The organism is Methylosinus sp. sav-2 (assembly GCF_004366495.1).
In the GTDB taxonomy this organism is placed as follows: Bacteria; Pseudomonadota; Alphaproteobacteria; order Rhizobiales; family Beijerinckiaceae; genus Methylosinus.
Window position 1 is genome coordinate 1 of sequence record NZ_SOEJ01000024.1, and the last position, 20,976, is coordinate 20,976.

General features: G+C 63.5%; 17 protein-coding genes. 3 read left to right on the forward strand and 14 right to left on the reverse strand.

All coding sequences use genetic code 11. From position 1 onward, the window contains the following. Positions 1-193: 193 nt before the first annotated feature. From EDE12_RS20660 to EDE12_RS20670, 3 genes are all read left to right on the forward strand, one after another. Complete coding sequence (locus tag EDE12_RS20660; protein ID WP_026598283.1) at positions 194-607, forward strand: PepSY-associated TM helix domain-containing protein; 414 nt, start codon at positions 194-196, stop codon at positions 605-607. A gap of 591 nt (positions 608-1,198) precedes the next feature. Continuing rightward, positions 1,199-1,993: an ABC transporter ATP-binding protein gene (locus EDE12_RS20665; protein WP_166671911.1), complete on the forward strand. Its 795-nt coding sequence runs from the start codon at positions 1,199-1,201 to the stop codon at positions 1,991-1,993. After that, positions 1,990-4,548: a type II CAAX endopeptidase family protein gene (locus tag EDE12_RS20670; protein ID WP_134188277.1), complete on the forward strand. Its 2,559-nt coding sequence runs from the start codon at positions 1,990-1,992 to the stop codon at positions 4,546-4,548. The genes EDE12_RS20665 and EDE12_RS20670 overlap by 4 nt, the downstream gene beginning before the upstream one ends. A 642-nt stretch (positions 4,549-5,190) precedes the next feature. Here the strand turns inward: EDE12_RS20670 and EDE12_RS20675 are convergent. From EDE12_RS20675 to EDE12_RS20740, 14 genes are all read right to left on the reverse strand, one after another. After that, entirely contained in the window at positions 5,191-5,853 is a 663-nt protein-coding gene (locus EDE12_RS20675; protein WP_026598288.1) for a hypothetical protein, read from the reverse strand. A 71-nt stretch (positions 5,854-5,924) separates the two neighbouring features. After that, positions 5,925-7,646: a ShlB/FhaC/HecB family hemolysin secretion/activation protein gene (locus tag EDE12_RS20680; RefSeq protein WP_026598289.1), complete on the reverse strand. Its 1,722-nt coding sequence runs from the start codon at positions 7,644-7,646 to the stop codon at positions 5,925-5,927. Positions 7,647-7,674: 28 nt separating this feature from the next. Beyond that, complete coding sequence (locus EDE12_RS20685) at positions 7,675-10,941, reverse strand: GLUG motif-containing protein (RefSeq protein ID WP_036290587.1); 3,267 nt, start codon at positions 10,939-10,941, stop codon at positions 7,675-7,677. Positions 10,942-11,500: 559 nt separating this feature from the next. Next, positions 11,501-12,355 carry a molybdate ABC transporter substrate-binding protein gene (gene modA, locus EDE12_RS20690; protein ID WP_024881668.1) on the reverse strand — a complete coding sequence of 285 codons (855 nt, stop codon included), beginning with the start codon at positions 12,353-12,355 and terminating at the stop codon, positions 11,501-11,503. A gap of 645 nt (positions 12,356-13,000) precedes the next feature. Next, complete coding sequence (locus EDE12_RS20695) at positions 13,001-13,477, reverse strand: hypothetical protein (protein ID WP_024881667.1); 477 nt, start codon at positions 13,475-13,477, stop codon at positions 13,001-13,003. Further along, positions 13,474-14,034, reverse strand: a complete 561-nt coding sequence (gene gspM / locus EDE12_RS20700; protein WP_024881666.1) for a type II secretion system protein GspM — start codon at positions 14,032-14,034, stop codon at positions 13,474-13,476. Before gspM ends, EDE12_RS20695 begins: the two co-directional genes overlap by 4 nt. A 3-nt stretch (positions 14,035-14,037) precedes the next feature. Next, complete coding sequence (locus tag EDE12_RS20705) at positions 14,038-15,084, reverse strand: PilN domain-containing protein (RefSeq protein WP_166671912.1); 1,047 nt, start codon at positions 15,082-15,084, stop codon at positions 14,038-14,040. Position 15,085: 1 nt separating this feature from the next. Beyond that, positions 15,086-15,988 carry a type II secretion system protein GspK gene (locus EDE12_RS20710; RefSeq protein ID WP_166671913.1) on the reverse strand — a complete coding sequence of 301 codons (903 nt, stop codon included), beginning with the start codon at positions 15,986-15,988 and terminating at the stop codon, positions 15,086-15,088. Further along, positions 15,985-16,749, reverse strand: coding sequence for a prepilin-type N-terminal cleavage/methylation domain-containing protein (locus EDE12_RS20715; protein ID WP_024881663.1), 765 nt, complete (start codon positions 16,747-16,749; stop codon positions 15,985-15,987). Before EDE12_RS20715 ends, EDE12_RS20710 begins: the two co-directional genes overlap by 4 nt. 13 nt (positions 16,750-16,762) lie before the next feature. Continuing rightward, positions 16,763-17,182 (reverse strand): prepilin-type N-terminal cleavage/methylation domain-containing protein, encoded by a 420-nt coding sequence (locus EDE12_RS20720; RefSeq protein ID WP_024881662.1) that lies wholly within the window; start codon positions 17,180-17,182, stop codon positions 16,763-16,765. Next, positions 17,172-17,615 (reverse strand): type II secretion system protein, encoded by a 444-nt coding sequence (locus tag EDE12_RS20725; RefSeq protein ID WP_024881661.1) that lies wholly within the window; start codon positions 17,613-17,615, stop codon positions 17,172-17,174. The genes EDE12_RS20720 and EDE12_RS20725 overlap by 11 nt, the downstream gene beginning before the upstream one ends. Then, positions 17,602-18,066 carry a type II secretion system major pseudopilin GspG gene (gspG, locus tag EDE12_RS20730; RefSeq protein ID WP_024881660.1) on the reverse strand — a complete coding sequence of 155 codons (465 nt, stop codon included), beginning with the start codon at positions 18,064-18,066 and terminating at the stop codon, positions 17,602-17,604. Before gspG ends, EDE12_RS20725 begins: the two co-directional genes overlap by 14 nt. Then, positions 18,063-19,268 (reverse strand): type II secretion system F family protein, encoded by a 1,206-nt coding sequence (locus EDE12_RS20735; RefSeq protein WP_024881659.1) that lies wholly within the window; start codon positions 19,266-19,268, stop codon positions 18,063-18,065. The genes gspG and EDE12_RS20735 overlap by 4 nt, the downstream gene beginning before the upstream one ends. A 1-nt stretch (position 19,269) precedes the next feature. Then, positions 19,270-20,940 carry a GspE/PulE family protein gene (locus EDE12_RS20740; RefSeq protein WP_036290719.1) on the reverse strand — a complete coding sequence of 557 codons (1,671 nt, stop codon included), beginning with the start codon at positions 20,938-20,940 and terminating at the stop codon, positions 19,270-19,272. Positions 20,941-20,976: the final 36 nt, after the last annotated feature.

A 20,976-nucleotide genomic window follows, 5' to 3' on the forward strand; every position in this document is an offset into this window, starting at 1 on the left:
TCAACCGTAAGGCATTGGCGTTTCTTCACCTCGCCTCCATCCGCCTGATGCTCAGAAGGCTTTGTAATCAAGCATGAAGTTCGCGGACCGACTCTTAGATTATCCTCGTCCTAGTCTCGCAGCGCGCCCGCTCCCCGTCGAAGGCCGCAAGCCTCTCGAATGGGAGGAAGCGCAGTCAATCGCATCGAGGCGGATGGCCGAACAGGCGAAAGCGCTGAATTTCACGATCGAACGTCCGATCGCGCTCTATCATCTGCGCGAGAAGGGAGTGTTCAACTATCGGGTACGCTCGAGCCTGGATATAGGCGAAAAATACGGCGCCACAGGAATCGACATAGACGTCTATACCGGCGAATTACTGAACGTCTCTCTTCCGACTGGCGGACATAGCGGCGTGACTGTTTCGACTTGGCTCGCCGAATTACATTCGGCGAATGTGTTCGGCCCTGCCTACCAGGTCGTGGTCAGCCTATTCGGCGTCACGGTCGCCGCTCTTTCCGCGAGCGGCGTCTACATCTGGTGGAAAAAGAGAGGGGCGCGAGGCGCGCTCCATGCGCCGAAAACCAACCGCCGACGGTCCGCAATGTCTGACGTCACGCCGAGCTGACGGCGAACGCAGCTTCTCGCACCGATCTTCAAGAAACCGATCGGGCGCATCGAAGCAGCAAAAGCGCCGACCTTTCGCTTGAGGAGGGCCGGAGCGCGCGTGTCGCGCCGACGGGGGAATGTCGGCTATCGGCGGAACCAGTCGTCGGCTCTTCGTTAGGGACGCGGCCGCTTCGGGTCAGAGTTTCGCGTTCGCCGTCTCGAACGGCCAGGTGGCGCCAGAAAATGGACCTTCGGCGCGCGGGACCGTAGGTCCGGTTCCTGGATACTCGGGGACGTTCGCGGTGTGGGATCGGCCCGGCACGGAGTTCCAGATCCGGCGTGACCCAATCCCCTATGACGAGATTCCCGACGGTCGTGGTTTACTATTCCAAGTTGGCGACACGCGTTTGGGCGCGCTCGCTGACCGAGGTTCGCGACGCTTCGACGATATCTGGACCACGGCGCTGAACGTCATCCGTCGAAGTCCAAGCGAAAGCGACGCCGTCGACTCGCTTCGCGAGATGGTATATCTGTGGCGCTATCCGATTGACGTCGTAAGGTTTTGATAATGAACGCCGTCGGCGCGGCCTTATTTCATAGGACGAATTGTATGACGAGAGAATTGCTCGCTGCCCAAGCGATCAGCCCGCTCTTCCGAGAAAACGCCGATCGACCGCTTGTGCAGATCGTCGATACCACGAAAAGCTTCGGGCAGAAGCTTGCTCTAGATCGAATTTCCTTTTCGGTTCTTGGAGGACGTATCTGCGGCCTGCTCGGTCCGAACGGCGCGGGCAAGACGACGTTGTTCCGCCTCCTCATGGGGATACTGAAGGCGACAGACGGGCGTCTCCTCGTCGACGGATTGGACGCATTCGAAGACAGAGTGGAGGTCAAGCGGCGGATTGGCTTTCTCCCCGACGAGCCGGTCTTCTATTCCTATCTCTCGGGCCGTGAAACGCTCGAATTGAGCGCGGCGATGCATGGGCTCGATGTCGTCGAGGCGATGGCTCGTCTGGCTCCGATGATCGTGAGGCTGCGCCTCTCGGACGAGATCGACGGCTATGCCGAGGACTATTCGAGGGGCATGAAAAAGAAACTCGGCCTCCTTCTCGCAATTCTGCATCGGCCGAAACTGCTCGTCCTCGACGAGCCGACCAATGGGCTCGATGTCGAGACGACGCATTTTTTCTACGATTTGATATTCGATCTCGCGAACGACGGCGTGACGATCCTGTTCTCGACGCATCTCATGGAGCATGTCTTGAAGCTCTGCTCACATGCGGTGATCCTCGACCGAGGACGGCTCGTCTTCGAAGGCTCATTGGCGCAATTGCGCGACGAGCATGGAGGAGAAGGGCTGGAGGAGATTTTCCTCGCTCTGACGCGCCGGGCGGCCGAGCAATGACGAGCGCGCCGCTCTCGACGCCGCCGGGATTCTGGACGACCCTTCGCCTGTTGCTTCTCACGGCGCGAAAACGCGGCTTCGGCCGAGGCAGGAGGCAACGCGAGCTCTTCGGCCAGAAGCTCGGCAAGAAGGGCGCGGACTGGCAAATCATTCTCGTGTTGGTCGCCTTCGTGGTCGCCGCGCTCGTAAATTCGGTCGCCGCCTTGTTCATCATAGATGCCACCAAAGCAGGCCAGCGAATCGAGATCGAGCGACAAGGCAAGCTGGTCGTCGACGAATGGTTCCTGTCGAGGCTACGCTGGGCGGAGAAGGAAAGCCGAAACCAAAGCGAACGGTTGGTGAATCTCGAAAAGCGCATGGGCGCCAACAATTACGACATCGAAGCGCGGACCATTGCGACGATTTGGGGCGGCGACCGCGAGGTCATCGCGACGCGCCTGCGTGACGCGGCGCAGTTCAGCGGCGCCGAGGCGTTCGTCGGCACGGACGCTCCGGTCTTCGGCCTCGCCGCTCTGCCTGCGTCGGGTGCACTCGCGGCCGTGACGGGCTCGTTGGCGCTTCTGTGCTGGTGGATGATGGTGGCGTTTCAAGGCGAAGGCGTCGAGTTCGACATCACGCGGCGTCGACACCCGATGTGGGAATGGCTGTTTTCACACCCGGCGCCGGCGGGCGCGATCTTTCTCGCGGAGATGTTGGCGCCGATCGCCGCCAACCCGGTCTATTGGTGCGCGCCCCTATGTCCGGCGATTCTCTATGGCGTCGTCTATGGCGCGCCGACAGGCGTCGCCGCCGCATTGCTGATCGGCGCGCCGCTCGTCGTGGCGGCGGCCTGCGTCAATAAGGCGTTCGAGATAGCGGTCGTCTTGCGGCTTCCGCCGAGATCGCGCGGCGCGGCGCTCGGCCTGACCAGTTGGATCGGCCTGGCTTCGATGGCGTTGATCTGGGCGAACGTTCTGATGACGGACCGTCCAGTTACCGTTCTCGCCGAGCTGCTCGCGCCGTTCACGCCGCCGAAATGGCCATTGCTCGCCCTTTTCCTCGGACAACAATCCGACGGTTCCTTTTCGTTCCCGATGGGGCTGCTCTTCTGCTGGACGCTGGCGGCCTGCGTGATCGCCGGCGCGGTCTCCTTCAGCGTCTGGGGCGCTCGAAGCGGACTCGCCGGCGGCTTCGGCGCCGTCGACAACGCGCCGCCGAAAGGCCAATACCGGATCATCCGCTTCGGCGCGGACCCTCTCTATCGCAAGGAGACGCTGTGGTTTCTGCGCGATCGCGGCGCGATCGTGCAGGCCGTGCTGATCCCGGTGACGATGGCCGGTTTCCAGCTCGTCAGTTGGAGGCAGCTTATCACAGAGGCTGGTTCGGCGTGGAATATCCTCTGTGGCGGCGCCGTGCTGTTCGGAACCTTCTTCTTGACGGCGCTCGGCCCACGGTCGCTCGCCTCCGAGGGACGAGCCCTCTGGATCACGCTGACGTGGCCACGCGGTCTCGAGAGTCTGCTGAAGGCGAAGGCGAGGCTCTGGTCCCTGATCTCCTCCGCCCTGATCGCGCCGATCCTGCTCTATGCGGCTTTTCGCTTTCCGGGATTTGCATGGAAGATAGCGCTCGTCGGCGTTCTGTGGCTGCTCTTTGCGCGTAGTCTCGCGGAAAAATCCGTCACCTTGGCGTCCCCCACCCCGGAGTCTGGCGAAGCGCAGAAGATTCCCATGGGTCGCCATTGGGCGGTGTATCTCGGCGCGATGACCTTTGCGACAGGCATCATGACGCAGCAATGGTCTGCAATGATCACTGGTGTCGTCTATTCCGTCATGACGGCGGCGGCAATGTGGGAGAATTTTCGCGCACGACTGCCATACCTCTACGACCCCTGGTCGGAGAAGCTGCCTCCGGCGCCGACTCTGATGCATGCGATGATCGCGATCAGCGCCATGGTCGAAGGCGGCGCCGCCACATCCGGCGTCGCGACGCTATTCGCCCGCGGGGACGGCGCGTGGATTGCGATGGTAGCGGGATATGGCGTCAGCGCGGTGATCGTGTCCGTTTGTGTGGCGAGTTTTCTGGCGAACCGTGGCGTTCCGGCGGAAGAGATTTGGTTTTGGCGAGCGCGATCGAAGCTCCAATGGAGCGAGATGGCTTGCGTGGTTACCGGGGTTGGGCTCGGGGTGTCGCTCGGGATCGCGGGACTGGCCTATATCTGGCTGCTCCGCCATTTTCCATTTACAGCGGAGGCGCTCGGCGAGGCGGCTCTCCGGACGGCCGCGATCCCGCATATGAATGCTGGTCTGTTGGTGATGTCGGTGCTGATCGCGCCGATCGCCGAGGAATATCTGTTCCGCGGGCTGCTCTACAGAGCGCTCGATCGCGAATGGGGCGGCTGGCGCGCCGTTTTGGGAAGCGCGGCGTTCTTCGCGATCTATCATCCGGCGATTTCTTGGCTGCCTGTGGGGCTCGTCGGGGCAGCCAACGCTCTCCTATTCAAGGGAACCGGCCGTCTAAGCGCGGCGGTGGCGCTTCATTTGGTCTACAATTGCGTGCTCGCGGCCCGTTCGTTTTGACCGATGAATGTTCGCCGTTCCGAGGAAGGCCGCGCCGATCAAATGGAGCGCCGAGATGATGTCGAGAAAGGGAGAGAGAAAGCGTTCGACATTTGCGCGCTGCGCTCCCGTACTGGCTCCACAGCGCGGTCAAGACGAATGCATATATCACTCTCGCGCACAGTGATTGATCGACATCCAAAGACATAGGAATGACGTAATCGTCAGCGGGTTCGATCGGGAATTCCAGCCTTCATTCTTTCGCATGCATGAAGGGCCGGGTTGGGCCTTCCCCATGACAATCGAATGTCTGCTACGGGCGCAATCTGCCGTTGGCGATTCCGGCGGAATGGGTCCATTGAGGGTCACAGTTCCCCCTTCGCCGTCAGGAAAGGGGAACTCGCGCCATAACCGGCCATTTGTCTGGGCGACCCGGAGGTCCGCTTTTCCTGGATTTCGCGGGCCTTCGCGGAACGGATCGGCTGGCTATAGACACCCGAAGCCTGCGCGGTCCGGCTAAAGGTCTCTTGGCGAGTTTGTGTCCCCGACGGCTGGCGGCGGCCGACTTTTTCGAAACCGGTCCAAATGTGCCGTCAGGATTTCCGGATCCAAAAGCCTCATCGCCGGATTTGAGCCACCACGAGCCTCGCGGTTTCTCGTAAGTTATTCCTCCGCGGCGAGCTGCCGGGCGTCGGAGAGAGCCTTGACGGCAAGTCCGGCAACTCCAATCGCGGCGAGGACCAGAATCGCCGTATCCCGCCGAGCCGCGGCGTCATTCGTGGCCGCGTCGATGCCCCCAGCCTGCGCAACGAAGGGCCACGCGGCCATGAGAATGCGAAACTCGGTCGGTCCGAGACCGATGTAGCTCATCGGCCGCGCGTGAAGCGCGATCGTGCGCACATAATTATAGGCCGAGAACAGCAGATAGCAGGCGAGAATGACCAAGGAGGACTGGAGCGATAGAAAGGGCGACACGCCGAACATCACGATGAGAAGGACTTGCGACAAGAGGTCGTTGGTCTGGCCGATGACGTCGAGCCGCCGATCGGTCTCATTGCGGCGACGGGCGAGCGGCCCGTCGAGAGCCATTCCGCACCAGTTGAGGAATATTCCGGCGACGAAGACCGGCAGCCACGCAGGCGACCAGCGGCAGCCGACGAGCGCCGCCCCAGCGACAACGGCGCCTATGACGCCCACCTTGGTCAGGCGCAGTGGCGTGACCGAGTCTGGAAGCGCCGCGATGATGACGTCGGCGAGCTTTTGTTCGGTCGCGGCGAGGAATCTCCGATCGAATTCTTCTCTACGATCGCTTATGAGATACGCCACGCTGCACTCCATATGTTCTTTTTAGGCGCCGATCTTTCCTTCGTTCGACTTATCGCCTGACGCCACCTTCCTCAGAAGGTGAACCCGACCTGCAACAACCCCTTGGTGTGCCGGTCGTAGGCCGTCGCGCCGCTGTTCGTCCCATAGGTGTGCGCGGCTTGCGCCTTCAGCACCAGAAGACTGCCGCCGCCAATGTCATAGGTCGCGTAATAGCCGATGCCGAGATCGTTCACGCCTGTATAGCTGCGTTGTGTCGTCGTATAGGAGCCGTTCTCCAACCACACCCCTCCTATATCGGTGAAGACGCCCAGCGCATGACGATAATTCTCGATCTGCGGCAGCGCATATTTCAATTCCGGCGTGACAATATAGCCGCTGTCGCCGGCGAGCCCTTCGTCGAAGGAGCGCACGCCCCAAAAGCCGCCGAGACTGAATTGCTCGCTGCTGTCTAGATTGCCATAGAGCGCCTTTTGCGCGCGAAGATAGGTCGACAGAGAGAACTTCTCATCGAGCGCGATCGTCGCATTCACCGAGAGATTGATGCGATAGAAATTGCCGACCGTGTCGGCGCCGGCGCGGTTCTGAATCTTCTGCGTGACGTCGAGATAATTCACATAGCCCGAGGTGAAGGAGAGCGTCGAGCTCGTCGCCAGCGGCAGGCCGAACAAATCCTGCGCCGTATCGCGCGTCACGCCCAAAGTGCCGAGCGCTATGTTGCGATTGGCGGTCGATGTGTCGGCGATCTTGTCGTTCAGCCATTTATGCGTGAAATTCGCCCAAATGGAAATGCTCTCCTCGCGCTGACGCTGCAAGGCGTAGCTCAATGTGGCGGTGAGCGCATAGGCGCTGCCGGTCGCATCCAAATCCTTATAGGTTCCGCCGAGCGCATAAGTGGTGCGATAGGCGCCGATCTCCGCGCGCAGACCATCCGGCCCGAGCGGGAAGGAATAGGCGACGCGGCCATTGGCGAGCGCAGCGCGCTCGGAGACGATTGCCGAGCCCGACAGACGATCGCCGAAGCCGAGCGGCGAATTAATGTTGAAGCCGCCGTTCAGGCGATCGCGGCCTGTGTAGGGCGAGCCGAAATTATCGCCGAGCAGATAGCCTTCGACGCGTTTTCCTTCCGGCACGGCGAATTGAAAGTCCGACGTCTCCTGCGCCTTGCCGGGCGAGACGACGATGCGCGGCACGCCGGCGCCGGGGAGATCGGAGACGAGCAGCAGCGCGCGCTCCAGCGCATCCTTGTGGATGAGCGCTTCATCCTCGAGCGCCGTGTCGACGACGCCTTGCAGAAAGTCGGTGTCGACGGCCGAAGAGTTCTTGACGAGCACGCTGCCATATTTGCCGATGACGAGCTTGATCTTCAACGATCCGCTGCGCGCATCCTGCGCCGGCACATAGGCCTTGGCCACGAGATAGCCCTTGGCGCGATAGAGCAGCGTGACTTTATCTGCGGCGCCATAGATATCGCCGAGCGTGAGCTTGCGGCCTTCATAGGGCGCGAGAATCTCGCGCAGCTCGGATTCTTCGACGAGCAGCGGCCCCTCGACAATGAAATGCTTGACGAAGAGCGTCTCCTTGCTCGCGAGGGTGAAGCGCGGCTCGGCGAGCTGGGGCAGCACGGGCGCGCTCGGACGCGGCGCCACAGGCCGCGACTCTTCCGCCTGACGGACAGCGTCGCCGATATTATAGGGCAGAATGGGCGTAGGCGCGCTCTGCGCGAAGGCCTGCGGCGCGGCGAGGAGGAGGACCGGCGCGGTGACGCGGGAGAGAAGAAGAACACGAAGTTTCATTTGGATCGACTTTTCTGATGGAAGCGGTTCACTGGGCTTTCGGCGCGGGCGCGAGATCCCTGCTATTGGGACCGAGGTCGAAATGCTGTCCGTCGACCTCGATGCTGCGGATGCGCGCGCGATAGCCGGCGCCGGGCGAAGGGGCATGGGTCCCGCGCGCGCCGCCCGCGGTCGCCGCGGATGCATGGCGCGCCGGCGCGTGCGCGGCTGGAAGCTGCGTCTGCGTCGACTCTTGGCCCGTGAGATTATCACCGACATTCGCCGAGGCGACGGCGGCTTTGCCGGCGGCTGTCGAGGCCGCCGCATTCTGTCGCTTCGTCGCGGCGACTTCCGCGGCGTTGGCGATCACATTGCCGGCAGCCGCGGCCGTCCGCTGCGTCGCGGCGCGCTGCGCGGCGGCGCGCTGCGCGGCGGTGCGCGCCGCCGCCTTCTCGTCACGATAGGTGCTGTTGGTGACCGCGCCCGTGCTGGTGTTGCTGCCGATCAGCGATCCGCCACCTTCGTTCACGGTTCCAATTGCGCTAGAGTTGCTCACCGTGCCAATGCTCAGCTGAGTGGAGCCGTTGAAGCCGATCAGGCCGCCGACAGCGCTCACTCCGAAGACGTCGCCCGACGCAAAAGCATTGCTGACGCCGCCGACATTCATGCCGACAAGCCCCCCGACCTGGTTTATTCCTGTCACATTGCCGCTCGCGGACACGTGGTCGAGCGTGCCGCCGTTCGTTCCCGCGAAGCCGCCGGCCTGTTGTCCTGCGGTGGTCTCCGCGGCGGGGCCGCCGACATCCTTCGCCGTGACATCTCCGCTGGCGGTGGAGTTGCTGATGACTCCGCCGGCGGCGGCGCCGGCGAAGCCGCCGACGGCATATTGCCCCGTCACATTTCCGGTCGCGCTGGAGCCGGTGATCGTCCCGAAGTTGGTGCCGACCAGCCCTCCCACCTGGGTGTAGCCGAAGACATTTCCGGAAGCGCTCGAATTGGTGATCGAGCCTGATCCCAATGCGGCCAGTGTCGAATTGGGGACGAGGTTGCCGCCGACCAGACCGCCGACGTTCTGACTGCTGTTGACGGCGTTTCCCGTCACATCGCCGCTCGCGTAGGAGCTGTCGATCTTTCCGCCGTAATTATAGCCGACGAGCCCGCCGATATAGTTGCCGGGTCCCGAGACATCACCCGTCGCATAGGAGTTGACGACCGTGCCGATATAGCTGCCGTTCACCCCGTTCTGGCCGACCAGCCCGCCGAGGGCGCTGCCGTCCACGACTCCGCCGTTGTTCGCGAGGACGGCGTCGGTCGCTCCGAAGGCCACATCTCCCGTCGCATAGGAGCTTTTGATCATACCCCCGTAATTGAGCCCGACGAGGCCGCCGAAAGCGGTGCGCACCGTGCCGGCGGGAGCGGTGCGGGCGGTCACCTCGCCCATCGCATAGGAATTGCTGATGACGCCATTGGTCGCGCTATTGGCGTAGTTCGATCCGACCAGGCCGCCGACGTTGTACCAGCCGGAGACGTCCACATCGGCCCAGGAATCGGTGACATATCCATATTGGTTGCGCGCGACGAGGCCGCCGACCGGCGAGGTGCCGATGACCGTGCCGGTCGCATAGGCGTTGCTCACAGTGCCCCAGCTGAGCCCGACCAGCGTCGCGGCATAGCCGGAGCTCATATAGACATTCGCATTGACGAGGCCGATATCGCGCACCGTCGCCGATGTCGCAGAGGAGGAGCCGAGCGTGCCGATGAGCGCCGCGAAGCCAGTCGCCGTGGTGTCGTTGATGGTCAGATTGCTGATCGTATGGCCGAGGCCGGCGAGCGTGCCGGTGAGCGTGCCGATCACGGCTTTGGAATAGGTCGTGCCGGAGGCGTCGATATCCTGCGCCAACGCATAATATCCGGTCGCTGTTACGCTCGAATAGGCCGCCAGATCGGCCATGCTGTGAAACAGCGTGTAGGCCTTGCCGTTGATCGTGAGACTCGCGCTCGTCCCGCTCAATGTCACCTTCGCGCCATTGTCGATGTCGACATAATAATTGGTCCCCGAGGTCGCGCTGCCGGCCGAGGCGTAATTGCCGTAATTCATCACGAGGCCGGCGCTCGTCCCGGTCGCGGTGATCGGCGCATTGACGTAGATGTTGTTGGTCGCATTCAACGTGAGGATCGTGTTGCCGGACCAGCTCACCGCGCTATTGACGTAGATATTGCCGTCCGTCCCGCTGCCGCTCGTCGACCAGAGCGTGATATTATTGCTCGCGAGCAGGCTGCCGAGCAGCGTTCCGGTGATGTCGCCGCCGGTCCCGATGGTGAAGCCGTCGGGATCGATGATCCACGAGCCGGTCTCGCCGGTGGAGGAGGCCGTCGTCACCGCGGCGCTGTCGGCGATCGTCACCTTATTGCCGGAGGTCTCGATGGTCCCGCCCTTGCCGCCATTGGGAGCGGAAGCGTCCAGCGTGCCGGAGACCTTGGTCGTGCCGCCCTGCGCCAGCAGCTTGATCTTGCCGATCTTCACGCTTCCCGTGGATGAGGAGCCGCCGGTCAGATCGGCGAGCGTGCGCGCCTGGATGATTCCGCTATTGTTCACCTGCGCCGAGAGAACCGCATCGGCCGCCTTGGCGGTCATCACCACATTGCCGCCGTCGGCCTTGATCAGTCCCTTATTCTCGACGAGGGCGTCATAGGTTCCCTTGTCGATCGTCACATCGAGCAATGAATCGCCGCTGAAATTGAGCGTGATCGCATCGCCCGAGGCGAGCGCGATCGTCCCCAATTTGGCGTTGATCGTCCCTTCGTTGGAAACCGTCTTGCCCAGCAGGGCGACATAGCCGCCGTCCGCGGCGCTGATCGTCCCCTTATTGACGACGGAGGCGGCGGAGGAGCCGGAGAAAGTGTAGTTTCCGGCCATGAAATTGGAATTGGAGATGTCGAGCGTGGAGGCGACGAGCCCGCCCACATTCACCTGGGCGTCCTTGGTGAACATAATGCCGTTGGAATTGATGATGAACACCTTGCCATTGGCGTTGAGCGCGCCGGCGATAATGCTCTGCTCATTGCCGACGACGCGGTTGAGCGTGACGGCGAGCGCCGAGGGCTGATAGAAATTGACCGTCTCGCCCACGCCGATGGAGAAGGTCTGCCAATTGATGATGGCGCGATTGGTGGATTGGGTGACATTGGTGACGCTGGTCGTGGAGGAGATGGTCGCCGCGCCGTCGACCACGACGCCGCCCGTCGGATTGGCGAGCGCCCGAGGCGGCGCCATCAGAGCGGCAATCGCCGTCATCGTCGCGAAAGAAACTTGCATGCCTCGCGCGCGATCGGAAAACGGCGGCCGGCCGGCCAATCGCGATGGGGATGTCGCGGCACATGACTTGCTCTTTTTGGGGATCATCGGGGCGTCTCGGGATTTCGACAATATGTATCTGTGTTATATTATGAATGGCGAAGCCTCAGTCAATTAAAAAAAATCAGCTGCGCGTGAGATTCGCGTGACAACCATGGAGCATGGACGCAAATAATCGAGGGCATATTGCAAGCGCGAAAGCGTTTGCATCTATTTCAGGCGGCGCTGGGCCAATGCTTGACTATCACGCAGGCCTTTGCCTGTTTCGAAGTCGGCTCTTGACGCATTTTAATTCAACCCGGGCCGCGGATTTTTGTGCGTAAATATAGTATGGATAAATAGTCCGGTGGCGCGCGTCGATTATGGAGGTCTTCGCGTTCACATAGCCCGAGCCATATTTCGGCGTGGCGGCGTTTCGCTGAGACTCGACGCTAAAAAGCGCCGCCGTAGCTCGACTACGACGGCGCCTCTCGTCTCTCGCGACCGCTCGGAAACAGCAGGCGGTTCCTCGTTGATCCGATTACGGGAGAATATAGCAATATTGAGTGATGTAACCTTGAGCCGTCGATCCCGTCAGATAGCTGATGAGATTGGCCAGCACAGTGTCCTGGGCGGAGGTGCGGCTGCTATTCACGACGCCGACCGCATTCTGGACGATTTGACTGTACGGATGAGTTGTGTCGTTGTAAGGATATTCTTTGTATGAATAGGTATTTCCTGTCGCATTGAAGGTATATGTGTTCGTCGAAGCATCATATCTGCAGACCTTCGATTTTGCGATGAAGCCTTGCTTGTTGGTGCCGTTCGCCACGGCCGTATAGGTGTTGTCGATATTGGTGGCAAACGACACGTTGCAGCACGGGAGCGAGCCCGATGATATGCTCCACGGAGATTGCGACAGCACGGTGCTGGCCGCGACGCCGTAAGGCGCTTTGCTCGGGTCGGCGATCACCAGACTGTGTGGGAAGCTGCCAGATACCAGCGATTCGAGTCCCGCGCTGACATTCAGACTGGAACCGGCGTTGGTGGAGGACCATAGCAGAATTTCGCCCTTGGCGTAGGTGAACGGCGTGCCCGTCGCCCATCCGGCGGACGCGACGGTCGCAGGATATGATGTGTCGGCAGACAAGAACAGATCATATCCCGGGCTGTTGCCGGACGTGATAGCGGTGGTGATGACTCCCGAGGATGCCGAGGTGATGACGAAAGTGTCTCCCGGATAGTCGCTTTCGAAGGCGGACTTGATGTCGCTCAAGGTTCCGGCGAAATTCGCCGCCACCGCCACGTTGATCGACGTCGCATTTGCCGACGAGTCCATCGTCAGTGTGAGAAACGACACGCCGAGGGCCAGCACGGCGCTATATTTGCTAGGCATATTGCTACCTCTCTCGCGATAAAACGTTCACGACGACGATATGTGTCGCCGCAAAGTTGTCCAATATGTTTTGTAATTGCCCGGTTGCGACAGATTTATCGCTGCCGTCGAGCAATATATAACTACGATACATTACGCATATCTGTCAAGGCGAGCATTTGGGCAAATTTACAACATCGGGGCGACAGCCTCGCTCGGAGACCGGAGCCGCAGGACTAGCGCCTCCAGTGTGGTAGATTTCCTATTCACTCTCGGCATTCTGGCGACCGCTGAATGAGACCCTGATAGGTCGTTACGTGCTTATCTCTCACCAGTCCCCTCATATAACGCCTCGTGCTGCGTGGAAGAACGATACTGCAGCATAATTGTAGTTATATTAATTCATTACACTGTAAATATTATTTGGTGTGTATTCCTAATGCGCCACAGAAAATTTATTTCTGCTCCCGCTCGTCGAGGCATATTCTAAGCTGTCGTCCAATATAATGCTCACTATATTCGCAGATCGTCAGCGCGGGTGCCTGTTCGCTCGGCAGATGATGCACGCTATTTTTGTTTTTGCAGGGACGCCATGACATATAACAGCGCTGTATATCGTTTGGGCGTCTCGGCTCTTGAGAGACGCCGGAGAAGGCGGCCGCGCCTCTAGTCGCCGTCGAGGGGCGGCGGCGGCGGCGTCGAAGCTATTCGTGAAGAGTGGGATCGAGGCAAGAACAGCGCAACGGCATGGATGCGCGCGTTTCGTTCGAACACGATGCGCTGCGCTGCGATCTCCAGCACTCGCCATCCTTCGATTTCGTCGCCGCGCTGCAGGCTGCGCACCTTCGCCGGCAGACCTGTCTCGACAATCGCGCGATGTCCTTTCTCGTCGTTCACGACGCCGACCAAGGTGAGAGATGGCGGCGACGGCGGGGGAGGCGGCGGCGTCTCGCGACTCGGAGCCGCGGCAGGAGCCGGCGGACGCCGCGTCGCGGCGAACAGCGGGCGCTGCAGCGTTGCCGCGAAATCCTTCAGCTCGTGGCGCGCGAGCGGATTGGCCGAGGTGCTTTCGCCGGTCTGCTGCGCTTCGGCGACGGCGCAGGCCGCGATCAGGGCGAGCGTGTGGTAAAGCCATCGCCTCATATCCGAGTCCTCCGCCAGAGAGCGCGCAAATCCAAGGTGACGCGCAGCGCGGGCGGCTCGGCGCCCTTCTGGCCGCCGCCTTGTGGCGAAATGGAGAGCGTATCGACGAACACATAGGGCGCGCCGGTCTCGAGCTCGTAGAGCAGCTTCTGCAAGGGGGCGAGACCCAAATCGAAGGTCGCTCGGAGCCGCACCACGTCGGACGTGTCCTCACGCGTCGTCGGTTGCGTGGCCGATGTCGTGACGCTCGCATGCTGCGCGACGACCAGCCTCGTGAGATGGGCCTGCAACAAGGCGCTCGCCTGGCCTTGCGTCGGCGCGGCGAAAAAGGCCGCCTCGGGCGCGATCGCTGCTTTGCCGCCTCGGGCGCCGCCGCGGCCTTGCGCCGCCTCCACCTGCGCGAGAATAGCGCGCCGCTGCGCCGCCTCCTCGGCGGCCTCGCTCCAAGAACCGAGGGCGAAGACCGCGGCGGCGGCGAAGCAAGCCACGAGAAGGGCGAGCGCGCCGAGCGCGAGACTCTGTTCGCGATCGAGCTCGAAATCGAAATCGCTCCGCATGGATCACTTTCCCTTTTTCGTGGCGGCGGCGAGCTGCGCCTCTATGCCGAAGCGAAACAGCCTGCCGTCGGAAGCGCGCGTCGTCGGAGCAGAAAAATGCGCGTCGAAGAATCGTCCGGTCTTTTCCAGAGCGTCGATGAGCGGCGGGGCGTCTTCGGCGAGCCCGGATATGCGCAGCTTGCCGCCCTCCAAGCCGAGGCTCTCGAGAAAGGCGCTGTCGGGAATGGCGCGCGTGAGCGCGTCGATGAGAGCGACGGCGGGCGTCGAGGCCTCTTTCCAGACCCAGGCGCGCTCGGGCGGCGGCAGAGCGGCGACGACGGCTGGGTTTTTGGCGGCGTCGGCGCGCTTTTGCAGCGCATGGGCGCGCGCCGCGAGCATCGACGCCTCTTCCTGGAGCGCGCTCGCGGAAAGCGACGCGCCCAGCACGGTGAGCGCGCAGAGCGCGACATAGGCGGCAATCCCGCCGCCGACGAAAAGCCGCATGCGCCGACGCTGCGCCGCATCGCTCTGCGTCGCCCCCTTCGACCAGAAGACGATGGGCTCGCGGGACGCGTCCGCGACGGCGGCGACGCGATCGACGGAAAGCCCCATTTCGGCGAGCGCGGCGCGCGTGGCGTCGATATCGGCTTTCCGCGCGATCAGCACCCGCGCCGTCACACGTCCGGCCTCCGCCGGCGTCGCTCTATAGCCGTGCAATATCTGGCCGACCGGCCAGGGCGAGAGACGATCGAGCTGATTGAAGATGACGCCGGCCAAAAACTCGCGCGCTTGCGCCGGCGCCGCCAGAGTGCGCGTGACGGTCATCTCGCGCGGCCATTCGAGCAGCACGAAGCCGCCGCGCGCATGTTGCAGGATCTCCTCCGGCAAGGTCGCGCCAATCGGGGCGGCGGCGAGTGGCTGCGCATCGGGATCGGCGCCCGAGCGAAGCAGAATTCGATCGCCCGAGCGTGTGACGCGCAACATATTCCGGTTGCGCCGCGCGTCCGCGAGACGCAGGAGGAGGCCCGAGAGAATGTCCAGCCAGCGGACGAGAATGTCGAAATTCGGCATTTCAGCGCGCCTCCGAAAAGCCGCCGGCATAGGCCGAAGCCCGGGGCGATTGGCGAAAGGCGAGCACTCGATACGGCTCGCTGTCCTTCGGCAGCGTGACGATGATCGCCTCGGCTTCGGAGGCGAAGCCGTCGGCGAGCGCGGCCGCGATCTCGAGCCTCGCGACGCTGTGGTCGGCTGGTTTCGCGTAACGCGCAGCGGGACCGAGAATTCGCTCGTAATCTGCCGCCTCGAGCGACCGCTCCGCGCGCGCTTCCAGCAGGCGTTCTACGCGCGACTGCGTCATTTGCGGCAGAAGCCGGAGCGTCTCCGCCGGCGCGGTCGCGGCGTTCACCGTCTCCTCGCCGAAGACGGTGACATAAGGCGCGACGAGACGCGCATATTCGGCCGGAATGCCGGGAATCTGCGCCAATTGGTCGACATTGGTGAAGCTCTGGTCGAGATGACGTCTTTCGGACGATTCGGGCTTTTGCGCCACCTTTGGAGCGGTCGCTTCGGCCGACTCACGCTGGCGCGAAATCGCCAGCGCCGCGGCCTCTGCGTCCGGCGCCCCGAGGCCGGCGAGCAGAGAAGCGAGCGTCTCGACCGGCGCCTTGTTGATGTCGATACGGCCGAGCTCGTCGCTGATCCGCACGCGTCCCTCGCCGTTCCGCAGGGAAAAACGCGTCTCGATCGGAAGCAGCGGCCGTCCGCGATATTTGATCAGCAGATCGGCGCCCGCCTCTATGCCGGCGGCGATCAGCGCCTCCGCCTGGACGCGGTCGCGATCGATCGCCAGCAGTCCCGCAAAGCTGCGCAGGCTCGCCGAGGCCGCCATGGCCAGCGCCGAGAGCAGAGCGATCGTCCACAAGACGGCGACGAGGACGACGCCCCGACGCGAGCGGAGGCTCCGAAGGGGCCTCATGTCGGCGCCCGCCGCGGCGCCGGCGACTGCGGCGCTTTCTTTGCCGCCGGAAGGCATTGCGCTTTGGCGCTCGCGCAGCCGGCCGGCGCGTCGGCGCGCAGCAGAAATTCCGCTCCCGGAGAGAGGCGCTCGCCGGTCTCCGGGTCGCGCAGATCGAGGCGAAAGAGGCGTGGCAGCTCGCTCTCGCCGCGCCAAATGTCCCTCCAGCTCGCAACGCCCTTCTCGACGCGCGCATAGGCGAAGGAGATGTCGAAGCGCCCCTCGAGCAGCACTACCTCGTCTCGAGGCTGCCCTCCATCGAGCCCGGCGCGTGAGCCGAGCCATGGCCTGCGCCGACGGATGAGACGCGCGCTCTCGCCGGCGCGCTCGATGGAGAGCGTGACGATCTCCTCCAGCGCCGCTTGCGCGCCGATGGCGCTCGCCGTCACGAAGACGACGCTTTGGCCATCCCCGTCGAAAGCCACCCGAGCAGGCTGCTCCTCCGGCTTTTTGCCGGGCGCGCTGGCCGGCGCCGGCGCTATGGCGCCGGAGGGCTTCAGCGCGACATGGCTCGCCGCGCCGAAGTCGCGCGACAGACGCTCCATAGCGAGGGCGAAACGCTCGGCTTCGTTCACGCCGCGCGCCCCATGGTCGAAATGAGCGGCGACATGATGGGTGAGCGCCGCCGCCCCGACGATGATCGACGAAGCCACAGCGAGGGCGGCGAGCGTCTCGACGAGAGTGAAGCCAGCGCGGCGTCCGGTCCCTGCCCTGCTTCGCAATGTTTTCCTCCCGTTAAGGGGCGAGCGCGAGGCGGATCGTCTCCGCCGCGATGGATTGACCACTGGAGCCCCAAGCGACCCGCGCCTCCACGCGATAGGCCGACCATTTGCGTTCATCGGCGCCCTCTTTTACCGGCGTCGACTCCCGGAAGCTCGGCGTCTCGAGAAAGATCGGCTCGACGGCGACGCGCCAACGAAAGCCGCCACGCTCCCCTTCCCGCGTCTCGAGAGGGCCGGCGCGGTCCAACGGAGCCTCGATGAGCGAGCGCAGCAGCTGCTCCGCCACGACTCGCCCCTTGCCCTTGGCGAGCGCGCCACGCGCGTGAAACAGCTGCGGGCCGAGCGCCGCGGCGAAGGCGGTCAGCAGGGCGAGCGCGACCAGCGCCTCGATGAGGGTGAAGCCGGCGCGGCGGCGGGCTCGGTCACGGCGCATCGACGGACACTCTTCCGCTGAACCAATCGACCCGCACGTCATAGCGCGCGCGCTCCTTGGCGAAGGCGAGGACGGCGCCCGTCGAGGCGCCGTCCGGCTCGAACCGCGCGACTCCCTGCAAATTGCCGTTCGGCGCTTCTGCGGCGAGAAGATCGAGCGAGACATCTCGGGGCACGGCGACCTTTCCGCCGCTCTCGCCGATCAGCGCCCGCGTCGAGACATCGAGCGCGACGTGACGGGGATGGCCGCTCAACATGGCGCCGAGCCGTTCTCGCCGCAGGAGCGCCGCAGCCTCGAGCGCGACCGCTTTCAGCGTCGGTCGGCCCGAACCGAAGGTCCATGTGACGACGAGAGCGGAGATCAGCGCGACGATCATCATCACCGCCATCATCTCGACGAGCGTGAAGCCTGCGCGCCGCTCAACGTTCGACATTGGAGATATCCGCCGCGACGCCGACGCCACCCTCCTGCCCGTCCGAGCCGAGCGAGACGATTTCGTAAGGCGGAACCTGATCGACGGGGAAGCGATACATATAGGGCTTGCCCCAGGGATCATTGGGTAGGCGCCCGCCTTTCACATAGGGACCGTTCCAAATATCCACGCCGCTCGGCCGCTGCACGAGCGCGGCGAGCCCCTCGGAAGAGGAGGGATAGCGCCCGACGTCGATGTAGAAGAGATCGAGCGCCGAAGCGAAGCTCTCGATCTGCAAATGCGCCGTCTTCACGCGGGATTCGCCGAGATAATTGAGCACGCGCGGACCGACGAGGCCGAGGATGAGGCTGATGATGGTGAGAACCACCAGCATTTCGACGAGCGTGTAGCCGCCGCGCCCGCCCTTCGGGACGCGACTGAGACCGCGATGCGGCGTGCAAGCGAGGGTCATTGGGCGAGATCCGTTATGCTGAGAAGAGCGCTCATGATCGAAGTGACGAGAGCGCCGACGAGAACGCTGACGACGACGATGGCCGCTGGGCCGATCGCGCCCATGAGCCGATCGAGCCCGGCGCCGAGCCGATGCTCGTAGAATTGCGTCGCATGGGCTGCGATCGCGGGCAGATCGCCGGTCTCCTCGCCGATCCGCAGCATGCGGACGGCGAGCGGCGGAAGCAGCCGCGTTTCGGCGAGCGCGTCGGCGAAGCGGCGGCCGCTGCGAACCTGCTCGTGTATCCTGTCGATCGCCGCGACCGATTGTGGCTCCACCACGACATCACGTAAAATTTTCAATGTAGTCGGCAAGGACACGCCATTGCCGAGGAGAAGGCCGAGCGCTCCGATGACACGCGTCGTGCGCCAATCCTGCATAGGGCCGGCGACGCCCGGAACGCGCCCGACCGCGGAGATCGCCGCGGCGCGCGCGCCCGGCCGCGAGAAGGCGTAGAGCAGCCCCAGCGCGAGCGCCGCGCATGCGGCGAGAAAAGAATAGAGATTGGCGTGCAGCCAGGCGGAGGCCGCGAGCACGAAGGCGACGCCTCCATTCAACCGATTGCCGAGATCGTGAAACACGGGCTCGAACTGCGGCACGACATAGAGCAGAAAGAAAAACAGCACGAGCAGCGCCGCGCCGATGAGAAACAGAGGATAGCGAATGGCCGAGCCGACGCGCTCGGAGAGCAGCTCGCGCCGCACGCGATCCTCGACGATCGCGGCGAGCACCGCTTGCAGCTTGCCGGAGGCTTCCCCTGCCCGCGCCATGGCGACATAGGCGGGATCGATGATATGCGGATGTCGCTCCAACGCCTCCGCGAAACTCTCGCCCGAGGAGATCATCGAGCGTAGCCCGGTCGCGAAGCGCTGAATGGGCTTGCTCGCATCTTCCGCCAGCGTCTGCAGGGCGGCGTCCAGCGTGAGCCCTGCGCCGACGAGCAGCGCCAATTGCCGTAGAAAGATCGTGACGTCGCGCGCCGGCGCACGCACGCCTCCAGTGGAGGCGGCGCCGAGCGTCTTTCGAGACGCAACCTCCGCCTCTATGGGCAGATGACCGAGATATTCGATGCGTCGCAGCACTTCTTCGCGTGTCGCCGCTTCGACCTCGCCGGCCACCATTTCTCCGGTTTGCGTCACTGCGCGATAGCGAAATTGCGGCATTCTAGAGACTCGTGGTGACGCGGAAAATCTCGTCGATCGTCGTCAGGCCGGCGCGGCATTTGGCGACGCCGTCCTGCGTCATAGACGTCATCCCCTCGCCTTTCGCGACATTCTCCAATTCATGACCATCGACTTTCGGCCCGATGGCGGCCCGCAGCGCGGCCGAAGCCTCGATGACCTCGAAGACGCCCTTGCGGCCGCGAAAGCCTGTGAAATTGCACCATTCGCATCCTTTCGGACGATGCAGAATCTCGCCGGCGCGGAAGCCGAGCGCCGAATAGCGCGCGTCGGCTTCCAGGACGGCCTCGGTGAGCTCGTGCGGCTCCTTGCAATCCGGGCAGAGGATGCGCACGAGGCGCTGGCCGACGACGGCGCGCACGCAAGAGGCCAGCAGAAAGCTCTCGACTCCCATATCGATGAGGCGCGTGATTGCGCCCGCCGCCGTATTCGTGTGCAAGGTCGTCAGCACCAAATGGCCGGTGAGCGCCGCGTGAACGCCGATATGGGCCGTTTCGCCGTCGCGCATCTCGCCGACCATGATCACATCCGGGTCCTGGCGCAGAAAGGAGCGCAATGCAGTGGCAAAGGTCAGGCCTATTCCCGGATGGATCTGCATCTGATTGACGCCCGGGATTTGGTATTCGACCGGGTCCTCGACGGTGAGAATTTTGCGTGTCGGCTCGTTGATCTCGGAAAGCGATGCGGCGAGCGTCGTCGTCTTGCCGGAGCCGGTCGGCCCGGTGACGATGATCATGCCGAAAGGCGCCTGCAATGTTCGACGCAATATTGCGCCGTCGCGCTGCGACAGGCCGAGCTCGCTCAGCTCGACGACGCCGGCGCCTTTGCGCAGGAGACGCACGACCGCGCCCTCGCCATAGAGAGTGGGCGAGGTCGCGACGCGCAGATCGATCTCCGCGCCGCCGACCACGATACGCGCGCGTCCGTCCTGCGGCAGGCGCCGCTCGGTGATGTTCAGGCCCGCCATGATTTTGAGGCGCGACAGCAGGCCCTTGGCCATGCTCGTCGGCGGCGGCGGCGCGGGCTTCAACAGCCCATCGACGCGCATGCGGACCTGCAACGCTCCGGCGAAGGGCTCGATATGCAGATCTGTGGCGCGCTGCTCGACCGCGAGGCGCAGCAGATCGTCGAGCGCGCGCACCACGGGCGCGCCGCGTGCGAGGTCGCGAAGATCGTCGAGATCGTCGGACGCGGCTTCGGCGCTGGTTGTCTCCGCGCTCTCGGTCGTCGTCCGCTCCTGCACGGAGCCGAGCGCAGCCTCTATCTCCTCCGGCGTCGCGACGGCGATGCGTGCGCTCCGTCCGAGGGCGGTCTCTACGGCCGAGCGCATCTCGTCCTCGAGAGGCGCGGCGATGACGAGAACCAGCTCGTCGTCACGCATGAAGGGAAAGAGGCGTCCTTCCTTGAGAAAGCGCGTCGACAAATGCCCGCCGCCGAAGGTCACGCCAGTGAGCCCGCCGCGCGTGACGCGCTCGCAGGAGTAGAACTTTGCGAGCTCGTCGGCGAAGGCCGACGCCGATAGCTTTGTCGCGCTCGCCCAATCGAATTCGGCGGACGCCTCGCTCCCATTGGCGCGCCGGACGGGCTCGAACCCGTCAGCCTCGCGAAGCCCACCCTCATGAGCGAGATATTTCAAGAACGCTTCGCGGGACATCGAATTCACGTCGCCAGCCAATGCAAGATTCTTGCG

What these genes read in the sequence shown, in the direction of transcription:
- EDE12_RS20660 (WP_026598283.1), top strand. Translation starts at nt 194, where the DNA reads ATGGCCGAACAGGCGAAAGCGCTGAATTTCACGATCGAACGTCCGATC.
- EDE12_RS20665 (WP_166671911.1), top strand. Translation starts at nt 1,199, where the DNA reads ATGACGAGAGAATTGCTCGCTGCCCAAGCGATCAGCCCGCTCTTCCGA.
- EDE12_RS20670 (WP_134188277.1), top strand. Translation starts at nt 1,990, where the DNA reads ATGACGAGCGCGCCGCTCTCGACGCCGCCGGGATTCTGGACGACCCTT.
- EDE12_RS20680 (WP_026598289.1), bottom strand. Translation starts at nt 7,646, where the DNA reads ATGAAACTTCGTGTTCTTCTTCTCTCCCGCGTCACCGCGCCGGTCCTC.
- EDE12_RS20685 (WP_036290587.1), bottom strand. Translation starts at nt 10,941, where the DNA reads ATGCAAGTTTCTTTCGCGACGATGACGGCGATTGCCGCTCTGATGGCG.
- modA (WP_024881668.1), bottom strand. Translation starts at nt 12,355, where the DNA reads ATGCCTAGCAAATATAGCGCCGTGCTGGCCCTCGGCGTGTCGTTTCTC.
- EDE12_RS20695 (WP_024881667.1), bottom strand. Translation starts at nt 13,477, where the DNA reads ATGAGGCGATGGCTTTACCACACGCTCGCCCTGATCGCGGCCTGCGCC.
- gspM (WP_024881666.1), bottom strand. Translation starts at nt 14,034, where the DNA reads ATGCGGAGCGATTTCGATTTCGAGCTCGATCGCGAACAGAGTCTCGCG.
- EDE12_RS20705 (WP_166671912.1), bottom strand. Translation starts at nt 15,084, where the DNA reads ATGCCGAATTTCGACATTCTCGTCCGCTGGCTGGACATTCTCTCGGGC.
- EDE12_RS20710 (WP_166671913.1), bottom strand. Translation starts at nt 15,988, where the DNA reads ATGAGGCCCCTTCGGAGCCTCCGCTCGCGTCGGGGCGTCGTCCTCGTC.
- EDE12_RS20720 (WP_024881662.1), bottom strand. Translation starts at nt 17,182, where the DNA reads ATGCGCCGTGACCGAGCCCGCCGCCGCGCCGGCTTCACCCTCATCGAG.
- EDE12_RS20725 (WP_024881661.1), bottom strand. Translation starts at nt 17,615, where the DNA reads ATGTCGAACGTTGAGCGGCGCGCAGGCTTCACGCTCGTCGAGATGATG.
- gspG (WP_024881660.1), bottom strand. Translation starts at nt 18,066, where the DNA reads ATGACCCTCGCTTGCACGCCGCATCGCGGTCTCAGTCGCGTCCCGAAG.
- EDE12_RS20735 (WP_024881659.1), bottom strand. Translation starts at nt 19,268, where the DNA reads ATGCCGCAATTTCGCTATCGCGCAGTGACGCAAACCGGAGAAATGGTG.
- EDE12_RS20740 (WP_036290719.1), bottom strand. Translation starts at nt 20,940, where the DNA reads ATGTCCCGCGAAGCGTTCTTGAAATATCTCGCTCATGAGGGTGGGCTT.